Origin of the sequence: Paraglaciecola arctica (genome assembly GCF_018861065.1) — a bacterium.
Taxonomy (GTDB): Bacteria; Pseudomonadota; Gammaproteobacteria; order Enterobacterales; family Alteromonadaceae; genus Paraglaciecola; species Paraglaciecola arctica_B.
Genome location: NZ_JAHKQO010000007.1, coordinates 304,908 through 327,408 on the forward strand (window position 1 = coordinate 304,908; position 22,501 = coordinate 327,408).

18 protein-coding genes and 1 tRNA gene are annotated in these 22,501 nt (G+C 41.7%); 17 read left to right on the plus strand and 2 right to left on the minus strand.

All coding sequences use genetic code 11. From position 1 onward, the window contains the following. Position 1 precedes the first annotated feature (1 nt). A complete protein-coding gene (locus tag KO534_RS03540; RefSeq protein ID WP_215927308.1) occupies positions 2 to 814 on the minus strand; it encodes a hypothetical protein in 813 nt (270 codons plus the stop codon). Positions 815 to 1,083: 269 nt separating this feature from the next. Here KO534_RS03540 and KO534_RS03545 point away from each other — a divergent pair, with 269 nt between their 5' ends. From KO534_RS03545 to KO534_RS03565, 5 genes are all read left to right on the plus strand, one after another. Further along, positions 1,084 to 1,503, plus strand: a complete 420-nt coding sequence (locus tag KO534_RS03545; protein ID WP_215927310.1) for an MAPEG family protein — start codon at positions 1,084 to 1,086, stop codon at positions 1,501 to 1,503. Positions 1,504 to 1,507: 4 nt separating this feature from the next. Then, positions 1,508 to 2,134, plus strand: coding sequence for an RraA family protein (locus tag KO534_RS03550; RefSeq protein ID WP_215927312.1), 627 nt, complete (start codon positions 1,508 to 1,510; stop codon positions 2,132 to 2,134). A gap of 70 nt (positions 2,135 to 2,204) precedes the next feature. Then, the gene (locus KO534_RS03555) at positions 2,205 to 4,046 is read left to right on the plus strand and encodes an ABC transporter ATP-binding protein (RefSeq protein ID WP_215927314.1); all 1,842 of its coding nucleotides are present in this window, start codon (positions 2,205 to 2,207) and stop codon (positions 4,044 to 4,046) included. A 44-nt stretch (positions 4,047 to 4,090) separates the two neighbouring features. Then, complete coding sequence (locus KO534_RS03560) at positions 4,091 to 4,723, plus strand: LysE/ArgO family amino acid transporter (RefSeq protein ID WP_215927316.1); 633 nt, start codon at positions 4,091 to 4,093, stop codon at positions 4,721 to 4,723. A 7-nt stretch (positions 4,724 to 4,730) separates the two neighbouring features. Continuing rightward, on the plus strand, positions 4,731 to 5,405 hold the full coding sequence (locus KO534_RS03565) for an RluA family pseudouridine synthase (protein ID WP_215927318.1): 675 nt from the start codon (positions 4,731 to 4,733) through the stop codon (positions 5,403 to 5,405). A gap of 25 nt (positions 5,406 to 5,430) precedes the next feature. Here KO534_RS03565 and KO534_RS03570 read toward each other — a convergent pair whose 3' ends face one another. Next, on the minus strand, positions 5,431 to 6,135 hold the full coding sequence (locus tag KO534_RS03570; RefSeq protein WP_215927320.1) for a DUF445 family protein: 705 nt from the start codon (positions 6,133 to 6,135) through the stop codon (positions 5,431 to 5,433). Between the two features lie 352 nt (positions 6,136 to 6,487). Between KO534_RS03570 and KO534_RS03575 the strand changes: the two genes are divergently transcribed. The 12 genes from KO534_RS03575 (at position 6,488) to fusA (ending at position 22,416) form a co-directional block, all read left to right on the plus strand. Continuing rightward, positions 6,488 to 6,564, plus strand: a tRNA-Trp gene (locus KO534_RS03575). A gap of 449 nt (positions 6,565 to 7,013) precedes the next feature. Further along, a complete protein-coding gene (gene secE, locus KO534_RS03580; RefSeq protein ID WP_215927322.1) occupies positions 7,014 to 7,391 on the plus strand; it encodes a preprotein translocase subunit SecE in 378 nt (125 codons plus the stop codon). Between the two features lie 3 nt (positions 7,392 to 7,394). Continuing rightward, complete coding sequence (nusG, locus tag KO534_RS03585) at positions 7,395 to 7,931, plus strand: transcription termination/antitermination protein NusG (RefSeq protein ID WP_215927324.1); 537 nt, start codon at positions 7,395 to 7,397, stop codon at positions 7,929 to 7,931. Between the two features lie 210 nt (positions 7,932 to 8,141). After that, entirely contained in the window at positions 8,142 to 8,570 is a 429-nt protein-coding gene (gene rplK, locus KO534_RS03590) for a 50S ribosomal protein L11 (protein WP_215927326.1), read from the plus strand. 3 nt (positions 8,571 to 8,573) lie between these two features. Beyond that, positions 8,574 to 9,263 (plus strand): 50S ribosomal protein L1, encoded by a 690-nt coding sequence (gene rplA, locus KO534_RS03595; RefSeq protein WP_215927328.1) that lies wholly within the window; start codon positions 8,574 to 8,576, stop codon positions 9,261 to 9,263. Between the two features lie 355 nt (positions 9,264 to 9,618). Beyond that, the gene (gene rplJ, locus KO534_RS03600; protein WP_215927330.1) at positions 9,619 to 10,137 is read left to right on the plus strand and encodes a 50S ribosomal protein L10; all 519 of its coding nucleotides are present in this window, start codon (positions 9,619 to 9,621) and stop codon (positions 10,135 to 10,137) included. Positions 10,138 to 10,190: 53 nt separating this feature from the next. Further along, positions 10,191 to 10,562: a 50S ribosomal protein L7/L12 gene (gene rplL, locus KO534_RS03605; protein WP_215927332.1), complete on the plus strand. Its 372-nt coding sequence runs from the start codon at positions 10,191 to 10,193 to the stop codon at positions 10,560 to 10,562. Positions 10,563 to 10,852: 290 nt separating this feature from the next. Beyond that, the gene (gene rpoB / locus KO534_RS03610) at positions 10,853 to 14,881 is read left to right on the plus strand and encodes a DNA-directed RNA polymerase subunit beta (RefSeq protein WP_215927334.1); all 4,029 of its coding nucleotides are present in this window, start codon (positions 10,853 to 10,855) and stop codon (positions 14,879 to 14,881) included. A gap of 87 nt (positions 14,882 to 14,968) precedes the next feature. Continuing rightward, positions 14,969 to 19,153, plus strand: a complete 4,185-nt coding sequence (gene rpoC, locus KO534_RS03615) for a DNA-directed RNA polymerase subunit beta' (RefSeq protein ID WP_215927336.1) — start codon at positions 14,969 to 14,971, stop codon at positions 19,151 to 19,153. A 223-nt stretch (positions 19,154 to 19,376) separates the two neighbouring features. Further along, positions 19,377 to 19,751, plus strand: coding sequence for a 30S ribosomal protein S12 (gene rpsL, locus KO534_RS03620; RefSeq protein WP_007623100.1), 375 nt, complete (start codon positions 19,377 to 19,379; stop codon positions 19,749 to 19,751). A gap of 79 nt (positions 19,752 to 19,830) precedes the next feature. Beyond that, complete coding sequence (gene rpsG / locus KO534_RS03625) at positions 19,831 to 20,301, plus strand: 30S ribosomal protein S7 (RefSeq protein WP_215927338.1); 471 nt, start codon at positions 19,831 to 19,833, stop codon at positions 20,299 to 20,301. A 12-nt stretch (positions 20,302 to 20,313) separates the two neighbouring features. Continuing rightward, on the plus strand, positions 20,314 to 22,416 hold the full coding sequence (gene fusA / locus KO534_RS03630; protein ID WP_215927340.1) for an elongation factor G: 2,103 nt from the start codon (positions 20,314 to 20,316) through the stop codon (positions 22,414 to 22,416). Positions 22,417 to 22,501 lie beyond the last annotated feature (85 nt).

Here is a 22,501-nt window from a genome sequence, read left to right on the forward strand (position 1 = left end):
TTTAACAGCCTACTTGGTGAAATTGGCTATTTTCGATATCCATAAACACTTTTTTATATGCTGAAAACGCGCAATAAAAGTCATGTTTGAAACTAGGGTTATAATCATCTTGTCTCACATACCAGTTGCCGTAGTCATATTGGTTGGATATTTGGGTATAATACAGCTGTTCTAGGCCTAAATTATGACTGTGCCATTTAAACCCTGAAATCAAATCAATTTTTTTCAGTTTAAAATCCTCAAACAGCGCTTCGAAACTGTCGTAATACACGATATTCAGTTCTTCTATATTTAGGTGTAAAGACGTGAGGGAATTTAAAGGCAATAAGTATGCGGATAAGCTCTTGGTATCCTTGAGTAAGCCAATAGTTTTGTCTTTAAGATAACTCAGTTCTAGGCGAGGCTGGCTGGATTGACTAAGCCAATATAAAGATCCTTTGGTGGAGCTGAACAATGCTCGATATAAAGTTTGGTATTCGGGGACCAAACCCATCATTATGTGATCTCTACTCCATATTAAATTAAATTTCTCTGCCAAAATATTCATTGCAGTTAAGGAGTCTCTGCTTTGCCAATTCACTGATACAGCGGCGTAAGCAGAGGCAATAGATTTAGATTGACACAGATTGTCAGCGAAGGATTTTGCGTAGGTGGAGGTTGGCAACAACACCTTAAACTCTCTATTGGTCACTAAACTAGTGTTTGTAGAGCATCGATAGGAATTATAATTTGATAGTTTAATATCAATGTCTTGTTGGAAAGAATAGGCACAGACGATAACGAAACTGAGGCTGGTGGCCGTTACACGAATCATGTTACCTAGGTGAAAAAGTGAATTTACTTTGGTTTGAAACACGGCAACATATAACTTGGTAACAACAGCAACCCATAATATAAAAGTTTTGTGACATTTTTATGGCAAAGAGGACCGATAGAGTTTATCCACTACGTTATAGTTGGTGTGATTATAAGATTCCAAATGATGCTGTATTTTTGTAGTTTCAATAATTAATCCTTAGGTTACTTGGTCAAACCCTAACCTTTATATATAGTAATCTTTACTTGGTACAGGACAGAAAATTAATGAACGACACAATTATTGCAATGCTTGGTTATATCGCTTGGATTCTGATTCTACTGATTTGGCTTACTAGCTATCGCACCTTTTTGGTGGTAGCTAAACAAAAAGCAGCGAATGCTTTTAAATCTGATGGTTCTGATTCCTCCCCCTTTGGTGAAAGGTTAACAAGGGCTCAAAGTAACTGTGTTGAAAGTTTTGCATTTATTGGTGGGTTGCTGCTTTTGGCTTTAGCCACAGATTCAATAGCGATTACCAATGACTTAGCCTTATTGGTAGTTGCGGCTCGTTTGGGTCAAACTATCACTCATTTGATATCTACTAGTGTATTGGCAGTGCAAATTCGTTTTACTTTTTTTGCAATACAGCTTGGTATTTGTGTTTATTGGGTGGTTCTTTTCGCATCTAAATTTATTGGAGTGTAGTTGAATGTCAAAGCCAACAATCGAACAGATTAGAGAAATTTCGCCTTGTGAATATTCTGAAGGGTTGTCAAGACAGCAATTCATTGACCCAAACATTCATCAAATGTGGCCGCACATGCCACGTATTGCGGGCCCTGCGTTTACGGTGAAATGTGGAAAAGGCGACCATCTAAGCTTGCATGCTGCGATTTATCGAGCCAGTGCTGGGGATGTGATTGTAGTTGAAGCTGATCCAGAATATGCCAATTCTGGAGGTAATGTATGTGCTGTTGCTCAACAGCGTGGTATAGCGGGTATGATTATTGATGGTGCTATTCGTGATATAGCTGAAATCCGAAATGCTCAGTTTCCGGTTTTTGCTCGTGGCTTAATGCCCAAGCCTGGCGCTAAAGAACAAATGTTTCCTTTGAATCAACCTATTGTGTGTGGCGGTGTGAAAGTTCACGGAGGCGACTATATAGTGGCCGATGAAGACGGTATTGCGGTTATTCCAAAAGACGAGCTTAAACAGGTCTATGATCTTGCCAAAGCGCGAACAGATAAGGATGCCGGGATGAATTTGAGTGAATGGAAAGCACAACATTCGAAAAAAGTTGAATCGAAACTACAAGAATTAGGGTATTCTGATTAACTTATTTTAGAAAAGGTCTGTCGGTTATACTCTTTCGGCAGACTAAGCAATTCCAAGGTCTATACTCCCGATGTTTTCATTTTTTGAACGGTTAACCAACCCGTTTCCAAGTGCTCACCCTAAACAACCACCTGCCACCATTTTTGCGTTTTGCCGCTACTACACTAAGGGAATGTGGCCGGTTATTTTTTGTGTTTCTTTTTTGGCTGCCGCTATTGCCGCACTTGAAGTGTCGTTATTTGGCTTTCTTGGGCAATTAGTCGATTGGTTAGCTGCCAGCGATCGAGAAACGTTTTTGCAGCAAGAATTGGGCAGTCTCATTTGGATGGGATTACTAGTATTAGTTATTTTACCTGTGTTAGTGATTACTCAATCTCTATTGTCTCACCAAGGCCTGATGGGAAACTTCCCGATGCAAATACGCTGGCAGGCTCATAGATACATGATTGGGCAAAGTCTCGGATTTTTTCAAAATGAGTTTGCGGGGCGAATCGCGACAAAAGTCATGCAAACAGCATTGTCGGTCCGTGAAACTGTAATGAAAACACTGGATATTTTAGTTTATGTCAGTGTGTATTTTATTAGTATTTTGTTTTTGGTGATTGCCGCTGACTGGCGCTTAAGTGCACCTCTTTTTATTTGGTTTTTAGTGTATTTGGTGATTTTACGTATTCTTATCCCTAAATTAAAGCGGGTATCACAGCGTCAAGCAGATGCACGTTCGATGATGACAGGACGCATTGTTGATAGTTACACCAATATCACCACAGTAAAGTTATTCGCTCATACTAGCCGCGAAGCGGAATATGCGAAAGAGGGAATGTTTGGTTTTCTAAAGAGTGTCTATCCGCAAATGCGCTTGGTCACTGTGTTGTATGGCTGTGTGTGGTTTAGCAATGCCTTGCTGGTATTTAGTATTACTGCGCTGGCGATATATTTATGGATGCTAGAGTTAGTCACTCCAGGTGAAATTGCGATTACTGTGAGTTTGTGTTTACGCCTTAATGGTATGTCGCAATGGGTAATGTGGGAAGTTTCATCACTTTTTGAAAATATAGGTACAGTACAAGACGGCATCAATAGTTTGTCTTTGCCTGTTGATGTGCAAGATAAGCCCAATGCAAAAGCGTTAGAAATGAAAGGAGGGGCGATTCATTTTAACAAAGTGAATTTTGGCTATACAGGGGCAGACGATATCCCTATTGCTGTGTTTAAAGATTTAGATATTAAAATCAAACCCGGAGAAAAAGTAGGATTAGTAGGGCGTTCGGGGGCTGGGAAGTCCACTTTAGTTAATTTATTACTGCGTTTTTATGACATCCAAAGTGGCAGTATTTCCATAGATGGGCAAGATATCAGTCACGTAAAACAAGAAACTCTGCGTGCAAACATCAGTATGGTGACCCAAGATACTTCATTACTGCATCGCTCGGTGCGCGACAATATCCTTTATGGACGTTTAGACGCCAGTGAGGAAGATATGCGCAAGGCTGCAAGGCAAGCAGAGTCTGATGAGTTCATACAAACCTTATCTGATCTAAAAGGCCGAACAGGCTACGATGCCCATGTAGGTGAGCGAGGGGTGAAGCTTTCTGGAGGCCAACGTCAAAGAATCGCTATCGCTCGGGTAATGTTAAAAGATGCACCCATTTTAATATTAGACGAGGCTACGTCGGCATTGGATTCTGAAGTAGAGGTGGCGATTCAGCACTGCCTAAATAAAATTATGGAAAACAAAACAGTTTTGGCTATTGCCCATAGGTTATCGACCATTGCGCAAATGGACAGACTGTTAGTACTCGATGAAGGCAAAATAGTGGAATCGGGTACACATGCAGAATTGATAGCTAAACATGGGATCTATGCCAAATTATGGGAGCACCAAACAGGTGGCTTCATTGGCTTAGAGTAAGATATGCAAAATAGAAAAGTGTTGTGTAATTTGGGGTTTAGCTTGTGATACACCTGTTTATTCAGGGGGCTTTGATTTCAGGTGGTCTAATTGTCGCTATCGGGGCTCAAAATGCTTTTATTTTGCGACAAGGATTACTAGGACAAAAAGTTTTCTACGCTTGTACCATATGTTTCATTTGTGATGCCGCGTTAATAAGCCTAGGAATATTGGGAGTGGGTACGGTTTTGCAAAAAACGCCTTTTTTCCTTAATTCCTTAGCGATTTTTGGGGCGATTTTTTTGTACTGGTATGGCTTTAGTTCGTTTTTTAGAGCATATAAGCGGGACAGTCATTTACATATAGAACGAGGAAAAGACCAGCAACCATCCCGGGTTAAATTAATGTTAGCCACACTTGCCATTACGCTGTTGAACCCTCACGTTTATTTAGACACCTTAGTCATTATAGGCGGAATAGGTGGAACCTTAGGCAGTGAGGAAAAACGTTGGTTTCTATTGGGTTCAATATTTGCTTCGTTTGTTTGGTTCTTTGGCTTAGGGTATGCGTCGAAAAAACTCATTCCTTACTTTGAAAGTAGTAAAACTTGGATGGTATTGGACACCCTTATTGGGGTAGTTATGTGGTGGATTGCTTCAAGTTTAGTGATCTTTGTCTATCAAAGCCTGCAAGGATGAAACAAGCGTGAAGAAAGAAGTCGTTGACAATTTCATTGCCCCTAAGTGCTTTGAAAAAATTCAAGTATTGTATGAAGATGCTCACCTACTAGTTATAAATAAGCCTAGTGGTTTGTTGAGTTTGTCGGGCAAAAATCCCCTGAATATTGATTCTGTGCATTTTCGCCTAGCTAAACAAAACGCAGATATTAGGTTGAGCCATCGTTTGGATTTTGGTACCTCGGGAATAATGCTTTTAGCTAAAAACAAAGAGGTTAACGCTAATTTGACTAAACAGTTTCAGTCACGGACTGTTATAAAACGCTACGTAAGCATTCTAGCTGGAAAAATTTGCGACACCATTGGAATGATTGATTTACCTATTGCTAAAGATAAATTGTTATTTCCCCGACTAAAAATATGCCAAGTAGAAGGCAAGTCAGCTCAGAGCCATTATCAGGTGGTTGATAGACTAACTAGCCCCGTTCGCACCAAAGTACTCTTCACTCCATTGACCGGTAGAACTCATCAGTTACGTATTCATAGTCAAGCAATTGGACACCCTATTGTTGGTTGCGATCTTTATGGCAACGAAACCACCGAAAACATGGCCCCAAGACTTATGTTGCATGCGTTTGATATGACATTCGAGCATCCACATTCACAAAAGACTATGACTTTAACTAGTCCCTGCCCATTTTAGAGATACACAAATTTCAATTTGTTCTTTAGAAACTCACCGTCGCTGCGATTAGGCCAATGATTCCTCCAAATACGCCTCCCCATACAACTAACCAACCTAAGTGCTCTTTAATCATTTTCTGTATGATATCTTTTACTAACTGGGGCGTGAGTTCACTAAGACGTTGTTCGACAATGCTGGTAATTTTTTGGTGTAAGTCATGCTGCACATCTGACTGAGTCAACTCTTCTGTCAATAATGATGCAAACTTAGGATCTTGAGTTATATCCTGTATCGCAAGGCTCATCTTACTTACAAATGGTTGCCGCATCGGTTCTAATGCTTCAACACCACCAAACATCCCTAACATTTGTCCAAATGAAGACTCCTTGATGACTTCAATTAATGAATCAAAAGTAGGTCCTAAATCTACCTTTTTGATCATAGGAGTTAAGTCAACATTTACCTTTTGGTTATTATCCGCCAGAAAACGTTGAATATTATCTTCACTAAAAAATTGCTCCATCACTAGTGTATGGATCCCTTTTTTAAAATCTTCGAAGCGTTCTGGTATGACCCCAGACCCATATAACCCCGGCACTTTTTCAAAAAGCATATGTATCGCTATCCAATTGGTAAGTGCTCCAGATACTGCAAATAGTCCAATAGTTTTGACTATTATGTTGTCTAAGAAAAAACCTACTAGTACTAAGGTTAGGGCTAACCCATTGGTAATAACGCTCTTGTTCAAAGAAATAACTCCAATACCATTTATTTAGGAAGGGTTTTATATCAGTAAAATGCGGACTGTCAATAAATTGAAGTTATTATCCAGGTTTTTGTATTGCGGGTTCTTGGTATCGTTCGTTTGTATCTGTACTAATTCACACGAAAACTGATCGTGTTTTAAGGGTTTTCTGACGTAGCGATTTAGCTTCTTTAATCTTTCTTCTTGAATCCCAGTAACCAATAAGTATAATACGCCTCCCTCCTTGCTAGTGATTCAGAATTTTTCCCGAAAAATCGATGATTCTACAAGGTTGATGTAACTAAAATTTGCATTGTTGGATAACATTTTAAGTCCGACAGATGTTAGGAGTTTTAGGGGTGTAGTTCCAATTGGTAGAACGGCGGTCTCCAAAACCGACGGTTGGGGGTTCGAATCCCTCCACCCCTGCCAGTACAAGTAAAATGCAGACTTAGTTAATTGTTTGCGGAGTAAAAAAAATTGATGTAGAGGTGGAGGGTGAGAACCCCCACGGGTTTGACAAATCGTCTGGAACGATTTGAACCGCTTCAGCGCCGCTTGCGGTCAGTTACATGGATGTAACTGAGTTAATCCCTCCACCCCTGCCAGTACAAGTAAAATGCAGACTTAGTTAATTGTTTGCGGAGTAAAAAAAATTGATGTAGAGGTGGAGGGTGAGAACCCCCACGGGTTTGACAAATCGTCTGGAACGATTTGAACCGCTTCAGCGCCGCTTGCGGTCAGTTCAGGATGTAACTGAGTGAATCCCTCCATCTAGCAGTTCAGAAATATGTGTTGGTAAGTTAGCAGTTTGGAAATATGTGTTGGTAAGTGTGTAGTCACTACTAACAATGCAACTAGTAAGAGAGTTAGGGTTAAGCATGAGCGAAAATACAGAAAACAATTCCAACCCGTTAGATATGTTGAGATGGTTGGTTATATTTGGATTGTTAGGCGGCGTTGTCGCTGTGAACCATTTTTTCCCGGAACTGTCAGTTCTTTACATTGCCCTTATTACCGTTGCGGCAGTAGGTATTGCTGGTTTTATCGCTTCTACTACAGTTAAAGGCAGCACTTTTATCAATTTTGCGAAAGAATCCCGTGTCGAAGTACGTAAGGTCGTTTGGCCTACACGTCAAGAGACCACTACTACTACTATGATTGTACTGGCGGCGACTATTGTAGTTGCACTTCTTTTGTGGGGATTGGACGGAATAATCGTTGAGATTGTCTCATTTATAACTGGGTTAGGAATTTAAGCTATGTCTGATAAAAAATGGTACGTGGTTCAAGCTTTCTCTGGTTACGAAGGCCGTGTACAAAAAACCTTGTTGGAACATATTAAAATGCACGAAATGGAAGACTATTTCGGAGAGATTTTAGTACCCACCGAAGAAGTCGTTGAAATGCGTGCCGGACAACAAAGAAAAAGTGAACGTAAGTTTTTCCCAGGTTACGTATTAGTGCAAATGGACATGAATGAAGATTCGTGGCATTTGGTTAAAAGTGTGCCAAGAGTACTCGGCTTTATCGGCGGTACGTCAGATCGACCAGCTCCGATCACAACCAAAGAAGCTAACGCAATTTTGAACCGCCTTGAAGAAGGCGTGGATAAACCTAAACCAAAAACATTGTTCGAACCAGGCGAAGTGGTACGTGTTACCGATGGTCCTTTTGCTGATTTCAATGGTGTAGTTGAAGAAGTGGATTACGAAAAAAGCCGCTTAAAAGTATCGGTACTTATCTTCGGCCGTTCAACACCTGTAGAGCTAGAGTTTGGGCAGGTAGAAAAAGGCTAGTTTTAATAGCAAATTTGAATTATAAAAGGGTGCGTAATGCGCCCTTTTTTGTTGGTTAATGCATAAATATATAATTTGTCAATAATAAGACTTGTGCCGAGGTGTTGGTTCATCTATAATTCGCGGCCCATTTTATTAGAACGGGAAGCCGATAGAGTAAGCATACTCAGTGTTTACAAGGCGTTATACCCAAATTAGAGAGTATTTATCATGGCGAAGAAAGTCACTGGCTTAATTAAGCTTCAGGTTGCGGCAGGTGCTGCTAACCCTAGTCCTCCAGTTGGTCCTGCACTAGGTCAACATGGTGTTAATATCATGGAATTCTGTAAAGCGTTTAACGCAAAAACAGAATCTCTTGAAAAAGGCGCTCCGGTACCAGTAGAAATTACTGTTTACGAAGATCGTTCTTTTACCTTCTTAACTAAAACTCCTCCTGCTTCTTTCTTACTTAAGAAAGCGGCTGGTATTAAGAGTGGTTCTGGCCGTCCTAACACTGAAAAAGTGGGTACAGTGACGCGCGAGCAATTAGAAGAAATTGCTAAAACTAAAGAACCTGATTTGACTGCAGCAAGTTTAGATGCAGCAGTAAACACCATTGCTGGCTCTGCGCGCAGCATGGGCTTAGTGGTAGAGGGATAAGACATGGCTAAATTATCAAAACGCGCACGCTTAGTTAACGAAAAAGTTGATGCGACAAAAGAATACGAATTTAACGAAGCGGTTGCTTTGTTAAAAGAATTAGCCACTGCAAAGTTTGCCGAAAGTGTTGACGTTGCTGTTAACCTTGGTATCGATGCACGTAAATCTGATCAAAACGTTCGTGGTGCAACTGTATTACCAAATGGTACAGGTAAAGAAGTGCGTGTAGCAGTATTCACGCAAGGCGCAAACGCCGAAGCCGCTAAAGAAGCTGGTGCAGACATCGTTGGTATGGATGACTTAGCTGACTTAGTGAAAAAAGGCGAAATGAACTTTGACGTTGTTGTTGCTTCTCCAGATGCGATGCGTGTTGTAGGTCAATTAGGTCAAATCTTAGGTCCACGTGGACTTATGCCTAACCCTAAAACAGGTACAGTAACACCTGACGTAGCGACAGCTGTTAAAAATGCTAAAGCGGGTCAAGTTCGTTATCGTAATGACAAAAACGGTATTATCCATGCGAGCATCGGTAAAATCGCTTTTGAAGCAAACCAAATTCAAGAAAACTTAGCAGCATTGCTAGAAGCGCTTAACAAAGCTAAGCCTTCTTCAGCTAAAGGTACTTTCATTAAGAAAATTAGCCTTAGCACAACAATGGGTGCAGGTGTTTCTGTAGACCAAGCTAGCCTTTAAGTTAGTTGGTTTTGCAAGTAGCTGATTGGTTACTTGTTCTCTTGTAAAGGTTATGGGTTGGAGTCTAGATTGCTTGCAATTTTAGACTCCCGTCCAAGACCGCAGGCGTAAGTTGGTAAGTGAAGTAAGAGAGCATTTACCTAGGTGGTATTTTTATTATACTAACCGCAAACAACTTACTTAAAACGCGAGCCTGCGCAGACGGTGGTTTCGACTCAGACTCTCTGGGATTAACGAACACCGTAGAGCGGTGGATTTACTTAGGTTAATACTATAAGTAATGATATCAATCTGTGAATCCTGAAACGGATATTCCAAATAGGAATGATGTTTCAGACTTTAAGAGGTGAACTCAGTGGCATTAGGCTTAGCAGCAAAAAAAGAGATCGTAGCAGAGATTAACGATGTTGCATCTCGAGCTCTATCTGTTGCCGTCGCTGAATACCGTGGCATGGAAGTGGCAGAATTAACTGACCTTCGCATAAAGGCCCGTGAACAAGGTGTTTACTTACGAGTAGTTCGTAACACCCTTGCAAAACGAGCGTTATCTGAAAGTAAGTTTGCTGACCTAGACAGTGCTTTAACTGGTCCGTTGATCTATGGATTTTCTATAGAGGCACCTGGTGGTGCTGCGCGTCTTTTCAAAGACTTCGCAAAAACTAACGACAAGTTAAATGTAACTGCACTTTCTATTGGTAGTGGTTTATTGGGTCCAGAAAAATTGGATGCAGTGGCGTCACTTCCTACCCGCGACGAAGCACTGGCAAAATTACTTGCTACCTTCAAAGCACCTGCCGAGAAATTCGTTCGTACTATCAACGAAGTTCCAGGCAAATTTGTGCGTGTATTGGCGGCGATCAAAGACGAAAAATAATTTTCGACTTTGGCATTATAAATTTTTAACATTAAACCCAGGAGTTTAGAGAAATGGCTCTAACTAAAGATGATATTTTAAACGCTATTGCTGAAATGCCAGTAATGGAATTGGTTGAACTAATTGAAGCGGCTGAAGAAAAATTCAACGTTTCTGCTGCTGCAGCTGTTGCTGTTGCTGGCCCTGCTGTAGCTGCTGAAGCTGCTGCAGAGCAGACTGAATTTGATGTTGTTATGACATCTTTCGGTGCAAATAAAGTAGCGGTAATCAAAGCAGTACGTACTGCAACAGGTCTTGGACTTAAAGAAGCTAAAACGCTAGTTGAAGCTGCTCCAACTCCTGTTAAAGAAGGCGTAGCTAAAGATGAAGCTGAAGAACTTAAGAAGACGCTTGAAGAAGCTGGCGCTGAAGTTGAGCTTAAATAATCTGCCTAAACACAGATTGTTAGCCTGAAATGGCATAGGCTGGTGACTTTTTAGTCACCAGCCTTTTTGCGCTGTAGGATTTACTATTTTCATCCTTTGATATAAATTCTAAATAAGAAGCGCAAATTGTAATCAAAACCACATAAAACCAATAAGTTAAGTAAGCCTCTTAATGACTTTGGTAAACGTTTAGATTACAACTTAAAGGGTAGCGGAAGTTTGTTTAACTTTGTGTCTTTATGACATCTAGCTAAGCAAGTTGGGTCAAAAATCGGCAGGCTGAGGAACCCATGGTTTACTCTTATAGCGAAAAGAAACGTATCCGTAAGGATTTTGGCAAACGCCCACAGGTATTGGAAATACCGTATCTACTTTCAATCCAATTAGATTCTTTTAAGAAATTTATTGACCTAGATGTAGATGGTCAACATGGACTGGAAGCAGCATTTCGATCAGTTTTCCCAATAAAAAGTTACTCTGGTAACGCTGAGTTGCAATATGTGAGTTACCGTCTAGGTGCGCCAGTATTTGATGTCAAAGAATGTCAAATTCGAGGTGTAACATATTCTGCTCCACTACGCGTGAAATTGCGTTTAGTGTTGTTCGATAGAGAAGCAGCACCTGGCACAGTAAAAGACATCAAAGAGCAAGAAGTCTACATGGGTGAAATACCGCTCATGACAGATAACGGTACCTTCGTTATCAATGGGACTGAGCGAGTCATTGTGTCACAATTGCACCGTTCACCAGGCGTGTTCTTCGATCACGACAAAGGGAAAACTCACTCATCAGGTAAAGTATTATATAACGCGCGCGTTATTCCTTACCGTGGTTCGTGGTTAGACTTTGAATTTGACCCTAAAGATAATTTGTTTGTACGTATAGATAGACGTCGTAAATTACCGGCGACTATTATATTGCGTGCATTAGAAATGCAAACCGAAGAAATACTTGGGTTGTTTTTTGAAACCAACCAAGTACGAATTGACGGTGATAAATTTCTGTCAGATATCGTGCCAGACCGCCTTCGTGGTGAAACTGCACAATTCGATATCCTTGATAATAACGGAAAAGTTGTTGTTGAAGCAGGTCGTCGTATATCAGCACGTCATACTCGAGCATTAGAAAAAGCAAAAATAACAGAGCTTGAAGTACCTGCTGAATATTTAGTTGGCCGAGTGTTCGCCCGTGAATATATCAATGAAGAAACAGGTGAAGTCATCGTTGCAGCCAATGATGAATTAACCTTGGAAAACCTTCTTGAGTTGACCGAGGCAGGGATCACCGCATTTGATACACTTTATATCAATGAGCTTGATCACGGTGCTTATATCTCAGATACCCTTCGTATTGATAGTTCAACTAATAAGCTTGAAGCCTTAGTTGAAATTTATCGTATGATGCGTCCTGGTGAGCCACCTACTAAAGATGCTGCAGAAACTTTATTTACCAACTTATTCTTCTCAGATGATAGATACGATTTATCTTCTGTCGGGCGTATGAAGTTCAATCGCCGCTTAGGTCGTGAAGTGTCAACAGGTGCTGGTACCTTAGACAAAGACGATATAGTAGCGGTAATGAAGCAACTTATTACTATCCGTGATGGTAAAGATGAAGTTGATGATATCGACCACTTAGGTAACAGACGTATTCGTTCTGTTGGCGAAATGGCAGAAAACCAATTTAGAGTTGGTTTAGTACGTGTTGAACGTGCTGTAAAAGAGCGCCTAAGTTTAGGTGACCTTGATGCTGTTATGCCTCAAGACCTTATTAATGCCAAACCTATATCTGCTGCTGTAAAAGAGTTCTTTGGTTCAAGCCAATTATCTCAGTTTATGGATCAGAACAATCCACTATCAGAAGTGACACATAAACGTCGTATATCTGCATTAGGTCCAGGTGGTTTGACTCGTGAACGTGCAGGATTTGAGGTTCGAGACGTACATCCGACTCATTATGGTCGTGTTTGTCCTATCGAAACTCCTGAAGGTCCAAACATCGGACTGATCAACTCACTTGCTAGTTTTGCTCGTACCAATGATTTTGGTTTCTTAGAAACTCCGTATCGTAAAATCGTAGACGGTATTGTATCAGACGAAATTGACTATTTATCTGCGATAGAAGAAGGTCAGTACGCTATTGCGCAAGCAAACGTAGCACTTGATGAAAGCGGTAAGTTGACTGAAGACTTAATCCCATGTCGTTTCCGTGGCGAAACTACTTTAATGTCAGTTTCTGACATTACATACATGGATGTGTCGCCTCAACAAATCGTTTCAGTTGCAGCGAGTATTATACCTTTCCTAGAGCACGATGATGCTAACCGCGCACTAATGGGTGCCAACATGCAACGTCAAGCAGTACCGACTCTAATTGCTGAAAAGCCTTTAGTGGGTACAGGTATGGAGAAAACTGTAGCGGTGGACTCTGGTGTAACCATAATTGCGAAGCGTGGCGGTTCAATAGATTACGTAGATGCGAGTCGAATTGTTGTTAAAGTAAATGAAGACGAGATGACTGCTGGTGAAGCAGGTATTGATATCTACAACTTGACTAAATATACGCGTTCTAACCAAAATACTTGTATCAATCAAAAGCCTACTTGTAATGTAGGTGAGCCGGTAGTGGCTGGTGACGTATTGGCTGATGGCCCGTCGACTGATATGGGCGACTTGGCTCTAGGTCAAAATATGCGTATCGCATTTATGCCTTGGAATGGTTATAACTTCGAAGATTCTATCTTGATTTCAGAGCGTGTCGCTATGGAAGACAGATTTACTTCGATTCACATCCAAGAATTAAGCTGTATTGCTCGTGATACTAAGCTTGGTCCAGAAGAAATCAGTGCTGATATCCCCAATGTTGGTGAATCTGCACTAGGCAAGTTGGATGAATCTGGTGTGGTATATATTGGTGCTGAAGTAAAAGGCGGCGATATACTAGTAGGTAAAGTGACACCTAAAGGTGAAACGCAACTTACCCCAGAAGAGAAACTTTTAAGAGCCATTTTTGGTGAGAAAGCGTCTGACGTTAAAGATACTTCGTTACGTGTGCCAAATAGCGTACGTGGTACCGTTATCGACGTTCAAGTTTTCACCCGTGATGGTGTTGAAAAAGACAAACGTGCTCGCGAAATTGAAGATATGCAATTACGTGAAGTGAAAAAAGACTTATCTGACGAATTTAACATTCTAGCCGACGGTATTTTTGCTCGAGCTGGAAGCGTGTTACTTAAGTCAGGCATGGATCAAGTGAAACTTGATAGTATGCCTCGTGATAAGTGGTTTGACTTAATCCTAGATGATGAAGACGCTCAAGCTGAGCTAGATCAAATCGCCGAACAACATGGTGAAATCAAAGCTGACTTCGATACCAAGTTTGAAATTAAACGTCGTAAAATCACTCAAGGTGATGACCTAGCACCAGGTGTGCTTAAAATTGTTAAGGTTTACTTAGCCGTTAAACGTCACATCCAACCGGGTGATAAAATGGCGGGTCGTCACGGTAACAAAGGTGTTATCTCGACTATCAAACCTGTTGAAGACATGCCTTACGATGAAAACGGCACGCCTGTTGATATCGTATTGAACCCGTTGGGTGTACCTTCGCGTATGAACATCGGTCAGGTTCTTGAAACTCACTTAGGTATGGCTGCTAGCGGTATCGGTGTGAAAATTGATCGCATGCTCAAAGAGCACGAAGAGATGGCCAAGTTGCGCAGCTTCCTACAAGAAGTCTATAGCGCGGGTAAATCTCATCAAGCGGTTGATTTAAGTACCTTCAGCGATGACGAAGTAACACGTTTGGCCGGCAATCTTCGAAAAGGTGTGCCTATGGCTACACCAGTATTCGACGGTGCAACTGAAGCTGAAATTAAGCACATGTTGACCTTGGCAGATATCCCTGAAAGTGGACAAATTACTTTGTTCGACGGACGTACTGGCCGCGCATTTGAGCGTCCTGTTACGGTTGGATATATGTACATGTTGAAACTGAACCACTTGGTAGACGACAAAATGCACGCTCGTTCTACTGGTTCTTACAGCTTGGTTACACAGCAACCGTTGGGCGGTAAAGCGCAGTTCGGTGGTCAGCGTTTCGGAGAGATGGAAGTATGGGCACTTGAAGCATATGGTGCTGCTTATACCTTGCAAGAAATGTTAACCGTTAAGTCTGATGACGTGAATGGCCGTACCAAAATGTATAAAAACATTGTGGATGGTGATCATCGTATGGAACCTGGTATGCCGGAATCATTCAACGTATTGTTGAAAGAAATTCGTTCATTAGGTATCAACATCGAACTAGAAGAGCAGTAAGCTGCTCTTAGAGCTTATGACAGGATGGTGTAGCACTTGTCAGTGCAAGTGTTACACCTTTGCAATTGACTCCGCTGGGAGAGAAATGTGAAAGATTTATTAAAGTTTCTTAAGCAACAACATAAGACCGAAGAATTCGATAACATCCGAATTGGTCTAGCCTCGCCGGATATGATCCGTTCTTGGTCATTTGGTGAAGTTAAGAAACCAGAAACAATTAACTACCGTACTTTTAAACCAGAGCGTGACGGTTTGTTCTGTGCGCGTATATTTGGTCCAGTTAAAGACTACGAATGTTTGTGTGGTAAATACAAGCGCCTTAAACACCGCGGTGTTATTTGTGAAAAATGTGGGGTCGAAGTGACCTTAACTAAAGTACGTCGTGAGCGTATGGGTCACATTGAATTGGCCAGTCCAGTTGCACATATTTGGTTCTTAAAATCATTGCCGTCTCGTATTGGTTTAATGTTAGACATGACCTTACGTGACATCGAACGTGTATTGTATTTTGAATCATATGTGGTTTCAGAGCCAGGTATGACCACGCTTGAGCGTAGCCAACTTCTTACCGAAGAAGAATATTTGGATGCCCTTGAAGAGCACGGTGACGAATTTGAAGCTAAGATGGGTGCTGAAGCAGTATTTGAATTGCTTAAAGCCCTAGATGTCGATGCTGATGTTGTAGCAATGCGTGAAGAGTTACCTACCATTAACTCTGAAACTAAGCGTAAGAAAATCACTAAGCGTTTGAAACTATTAGAATCTTTCCAATTATCTGGTAACAAGCCAGAATGGATGATTTTAACTGTTCTTCCGGTTTTACCACCAGATTTACGTCCTTTGGTACCACTAGATGGTGGTCGTTTTGCGACTTCTGATCTGAACGATTTATATCGTCGTGTTATCAACCGTAACAACCGTCTTAAGCGTTTACTCGATCTAGCCGCACCAGACATTATCGTACGTAACGAAAAGCGTATGTTACAAGAAGCGGTTGATGCCCTTCTTGATAATGGCCGTCGTGGTAGAGCAATTACAGGTTCTAACAAACGTCCTCTTAAATCTTTGGCAGATATGATCAAAGGTAAGCAAGGTCGTTTCCGTCAGAACTTACTAGGTAAACGTGTTGATTACTCTGGTCGTTCAGTAATTACTGTTGGTCCTACGCTACGTTTGCATCAATGTGGTCTTCCTAAGAAAATGGCGCTGGAGTTATTCAAGCCGTTTATCTACGGAAAACTTGAAGGTCGTGGTTTAGCCACTACTATCAAAGCCGCTAAAAAATTAGTAGAACGTGAAGATCCGGAAGTATGGGATGTATTAGACGAAGTCATTCGTGAACACCCTGTATTACTTAACCGTGCACCTACACTTCACAGACTAGGTATCCAAGCATTTGAGCCGATCCTAATCGAAGGTAAAGCGATACAGTTGCACCCGTTAGTGTGTGCTGCATACAACGCCGATTTCGATGGTGACCAAATGGCTGTTCACGTGCCGTTAACGATTGAAGCTCAGCTTGAATCACGTGCACTGATGATGTCTACCAACAACATTTTATCACCTGCCAATGGTGAGCCAATTATTGTACCTTCACAGGACGTTGTAATGGGCTTGTACTATATGACGCGAGATCGCGTAAATGGTAAAGGTGAAGGCATGGTGTTCACTAGTCCTCACGAAGCTGAAAAAGCCTACCGTACAGACTCAGCAGAATTGCATGCGCGTATTAAAGTACGTATTACTGAATATGAAACTGATGCTGAAGGTAATTCAGTTGAGAAAGTCACACTAACAGACACTACTGTTGGCCGAGCGATTTTGTCTTTGGCGTTGCCAAAAGGTCTACCTTTCGAAATCATCAATTTAGCGATGGGTAAAAAGCAAATCTCTAAGTTATTGAACGTTTGTTACCGTACCTTAGGTTTGAAAGATACCGTTATTGCTGCTGACCAAATCATGTATACCGGTTTCCACTATGCGATGATCGCTGGTGCGTCCGTTGGTATCGATGACATGGTTATCCCTGATGCTAAGAAAGACATCATCGAAGATGCAGAAGCTGAAGTACGTGAAATCCAAGAACAATTCCAGTCTGGTCTTGTTACTGCGGGTGAGCGTTACAACAAAGTAATTGATATCTGGTCCAACGCCAACGAAAAAGTAGCCAAAGCCATGATGGAAAACTTGTCGATTGAGACAGTTAAAAATCGTGACGGTGAAATGGAAGAACAAGTTTCTTTCAACTCAGTATTTATGATGGCTGACTCTGGTGCTCGTGGTAGCCCCGCACAGATTCGTCAGCTAGCGGGTATGCGTGGTTTGATGGCAAAACCAGATGGTTCAATCATCGAAACTCCTATTACCGCTAACTTCCGTGAAGGTTTGAACGTACTTCAGTACTTCATCTCAACTCACGGAGCACGTAAAGGTTTGGCCGATACGGCACTTAAAACTGCAAACTCTGGTTACTTAACTCGTCGTTTGGTTGACGTTGCGCAAGATTTAGTTATCAACAACGATGATTGTGGCACATTCGATGGTGTTAAAATGACACCACTTATCGAAGGCGGTGACGTTGTTGAGCCACTACGCGAACGTGTATTAGGTCGAACTGTTGCTGAAGATGTATTGAAGCCAGGCACAAACGAAGTATTAGTAGAACGTAATGTGTTACTAGACGAAGCGTTAGTAGACATGCTTGAAGTTAACTCTGTTGACCAAATTCAAGTGCGTTCTGTAATTACTTGTGAAAATGACTTTGGTGTATGTGCAAGATGTTATGGTCGTGATTTGGCTCGTGGACACATGGTTGGCCATGGTGAAGCTGTCGGAGTTATCGCCGCTCAGTCAATCGGTGAACCAGGTACACAGTTAACCATGCGTACGTTCCACATTGGTGGTGCGGCATCGAGGGCTTCTGCAGAAAACAATGTACAGGTAAAAACTACTGGTACTATGAAACTGCATAATGCTAAGTATGTACGCAACACAGAAGATAAAGTTGTTATTGTTTCTCGTTCTACCGAAATCACTATTATAGATGATCAAGGTCGTGAGAAAGAGCGCTATAAAGTGCCTTATGGTGCAATCTTGTCAGTTGATGATGGTGCTAAAATCACTTCTGGTGAAGTTGTTGCTAATTGGGACCCGCATTCACATCCAATTGTGACTGAGCGTGCTGCTAAAATCAGTTTCACTGACGTTGATGACAGTAATACCGAGATGCAGCAAGATGATTTAACTGGTCTTACTCGTATCGTAGTTAACGACTTGTCTAAAGCGAATGCTAAAGAACCCAAGCTTATTCTTGAAAGTGAAGAATTTGGTTTACAAGAAATTCGTTTACCAAGTTTCACTACTATAGAAGCTACTGACGGTATGGCTGCTAAACCAGGTGATGTACTTGCACGTATACCGCAAGAGAGTTCGAAAACTCGTGATATTACCGGTGGTCTTCCTCGGGTTGCTGACTTGTTCGAAGCGCGTAAGCCTAAAGAGCCTGCCATTCTAGCTGAAGTCTCAGGTATGATTGGCTTTGGTAAAGAAACCAAAGGTAAGAAACGCTTAACTATTACACCTAAGGGTGAAGATCATTACGAAGAGATGATTCCTAAATGGCGTAACCTTAACGTGTTCGAAGGTGAAAACGTTGAAAAAGGTGAAGTTATTGCCGATGGTGCTGAGTCTCCTCATGATATCCTTAGACTACGTGGTATTAGTGCTGTTTCTAACTATATCGTTAACGAAGTTCAGGAAGTTTACCGCCTTCAAGGGGTAAAAATTAACGATAAACACATCGAAGTGGTTATTCGTCAAATGCTACGTAAGTGTATTATCACTTATGCAGGTGACAGTAAGTTCTTAGAAGGTGAGCAAGTAGAAGTCTCCAACGTGAAAATCGCTAACCGTGAATTAGAAAGACAGGGTAAAATTCCTGCTCAATTCGAACCACAGTTATTGGGTATCACTAAAGCATCGTTGTCTACTGAGTCATTTATCTCAGCAGCCTCTTTCCAAGAAACGACTCGTGTTCTTACCGAAGCAGCAGTGCAAGGTAAAGAAGATGAGCTACGCGGATTGAAAGAAAACGTAATTGTTGGACGATTGATACCAGCCGGTACCGGTTTCACGTATCACCAAAAACGTACTGCTAGAAAACTGGCAGAACTACAGGAACTGGAAGAACCTTCAGTTTCTGCATCTGAAGCAGAATTGGCACTAACCGAAGCATTAAATGCTGAGGTGAGTGAAACACCTGCTGACGAGTAAAAATTGGATCAAAAAGTGATCTGGATAACAAAGGAGACTAACTAAACCCATATTTAATGCAGTTTAGCAGTAGTCTTACTTGACAGGTCACACATTGATCATTAGACTTCCGCGACCCGAAATTCGATGGCTTTATCGTCAATGAATTAGGGCTCGCGGATTTTTCGCGTTTTACGCCCTCAAAAAAGGGCAATCAGTCGTAATTTTAATCAGGAGCTAGTTAATGGCAACAGTTAACCAGTTAGTGCGCAAGCCCCGCAAACAACCTGCGACGAAGAGCAACGTCGCGGCTTTGCAAGCCTGTCCACAACGCCGTGGAGTATGTACTCGTGTATATACCACCACACCAAAAAAGCCGAACTCTGCATTACGTAAAGTATGTCGTGTTCGTTTAACTAACGGTTTTGAAGTTTCTTCATACATCGGTGGTGAAGGTCACAACTTACAAGAGCACAGTGTTGTTCTTATTCGTGGTGGTCGTGTTAAAGATTTACCAGGTGTTCGTTATCACACTGTTCGCGGTACATTAGATTGTGCTGGCGTAAGTGATCGAAGAGCTGGCCGTTCTAAGTACGGCGCAAAAAGGCCTAAGTCTTAACGGTTCTCCGTTAGTAAGGCCAAACTAAAGTATTAATTGAGTTTTGGGAAACCCCTGAAAATTCTACGGAGAATTTGAAATGCCAAGAAGAAGAGTCGTAGGTCAACGTAAAATCCTACCAGATCCTAAGTTCGGATCAGAGTTACTTGCTAAATTTATGAATGTCGTCATGTTAGACGGCAAAAAATCGACTGCTGAAAAAATTGTTTACGGTGCACTAGATATTGTTGCTTCTAAAGCTGACAAAGCGCACCTAGAAGTATTTGAAGTCGCACTCGAGAACATCCGTCCCACGGTAGAGGTTAAATCTCGTCGTGTTGGTGGTTCTACATATCAAGTTCCAGTAGAAGTTCGTCCTGTTCGTCGAAATGCCCTAGGTATGCGTTGGTTGGTGGACGCTGCTCGTAAACGTGGTGAAAAATCAATGGCTCAACGCCTTGCAGCTGAAATGCTCGACGCTGCTGAAAACAAAGGTTCTGCGGTTAAGAAACGTGAAGACGTTCACCGTATGGCCGAAGCAAACAAAGCTTTCGCTCACTATCGTTGGTAATAAGAGAAAGTTATGGCTCGTAAAACGCCCCTTGAGCGTTATCGAAATATTGGTATTGTCGCCCATGTGGACGCGGGTAAAACCACGACCACAGAACGCGTTCTATTTTATACTGGCTTGTCTCACAAGATCGGTGAGGTCCATGATGGCGCAGCCGTTATGGACTGGATGGAACAAGAACAAGAGCGCGGCATTACCATTACGTCGGCAGCGACGACCTGTTTTTGGTCGGGTATGGACAAACAATTCGAACAACATCGAATTAATATCATTGACACACCAGGACACGTTGATTTCACTATTGAAGTAGAACGTTCTTTGCGAGTGCTTGATGGTGCGGTTGTAGTGTTTTGCGGTTCGTCAGGAGTAGAGCCTCAGTCAGAGACAGTGTGGCGTCAAGCTGATAAATACCGCGTTCCGCGCATTGTATTTGTTAACAAGATGGACAGATCTGGTGCTGACTTTGAGCGAGTGGTAAGCCAAATAGAAAAACGATTAGGTGCCAATTGTGTGCCTATTCATTTAAACATTGGTGCTGAAGAAACCTTTAAAGGTGTCGTTGATCTTATCAAGATGAAAGCCATTAATTGGGATGATTCTGATCAAGGTATGACATTCACTTATGAAGCGATTCCAGCTGACTTAATGGACAGAGCGCAAGAATTGCGTACCGAGTTGATTGAGGCTGCTGCAGAAGCTACCGATGAGTTAATGGATAAATATTTGGAAGGTATTGACCTTACCGAAGATGAAATCAAATTTGGTTTACGTAAACGAACTCTTGCGAATGAAATTGTCTTAGCAACTTGTGGTTCTGCGTTCAAAAATAAAGGTGTACAGGCCGTTCTTGATTCAGTAATCGAGTATCTTCCTGCGCCAATGGATGTGCCAGCGATCACAGGTGTACTTGACGACAAAGACGAAACAGAAGCTCAGAGACCAGCAGATGATACTGCTCCTTTTGCTGCTTTGGCATTTAAAATTGCTACTGATCCCTTCGTTGGCACTTTAACGTTTTTCCGTTGTTATTCTGGTGTAGTTAATTCAGGCGATGCATTTTACAACCCCGTAAAAGCCAAGCGTGAACGATTTGGACGAATTGTCCAAATGCATGCCAAGGATAGAGAAGAACTTAAAGAAGTACGTGCTGGTGATATTGCAGCTGCGATAGGGTTAAAAGATGTAACCACAGGTGATACTTTATGTGATCCTAACCACATCATTACCTTAGAGCGAATGGAGTTTCCGGATCCGGTTATTTCTATTGCAGTAGAACCACGGTCGCAACCAGACCAAGTGAAAATGGGTGTAGCCCTAGGAAAACTAGCGGCAGAAGATCCATCTTTTAAAGTACACACAGACGAAGAATCAGGCCAAACAATTATCTCTGGTATGGGTGAATTACATCTAGATATCATTGTCGATCGTTTGAAACGAGAATTTAATGTTGAGTGTAATGTAGGTAAACCTCAGGTTGCCTATCGCGAAACTATTCGCAAAAAAGTCGATGTTGAAGGAAAATTTGTTCGTCAGACAGGCGGCAAAGGCCAGTTTGGTCATGTTTGGTTAACTGTCGAACCCAATGAAGAAGGCGCTGGATACGAATTTATCAATAAGATTGTCGGCGGAGCAGTTCCAAAAGAATTTATCCCTGCGGTTGATAAAGGTATCGAAGAACAGATGCAAAATGGTGTGGTAGCTGGATACCCGGTGCTTGATGTAAAAGTCACCTTGTTTGACGGTTCATATCATGATGTTGACTCTTCAGAAATGGCGTTTAAAATCGCTGGGTCGATGGGGTTCAGGAAAGGGGCTGAAGAAGCAGATCCAGTTTTACTTGAACCAACAATGAAAGTTGAAGTCACTACTCCAGAAGACTGGATGGGTGATGTAGTCGGCGACCTTAATAGGCGTCGTGGTATGATAGAAGGCATGGACGATGGTGTGGCTGGTATTAAAATAATACATGCTAAAGTACCTTTATCTGAAATGTTTGGTTACGCCACTGATTTGCGTAGTGCAACTCAAGGGCGAGCGTCATATTCAATGGAATTTTATAAATACTCAGAAGCGCCTAATAATGTCTCTAAAGCCATTACGAATGCGCGAACTTAAATTTTAATGAAGGTCTGATCCGAAACTCAAAATTGAGGTCGGATTTTTAACTTAGGAAACCAGTAAAATGGCAAAAGCAAAGTTT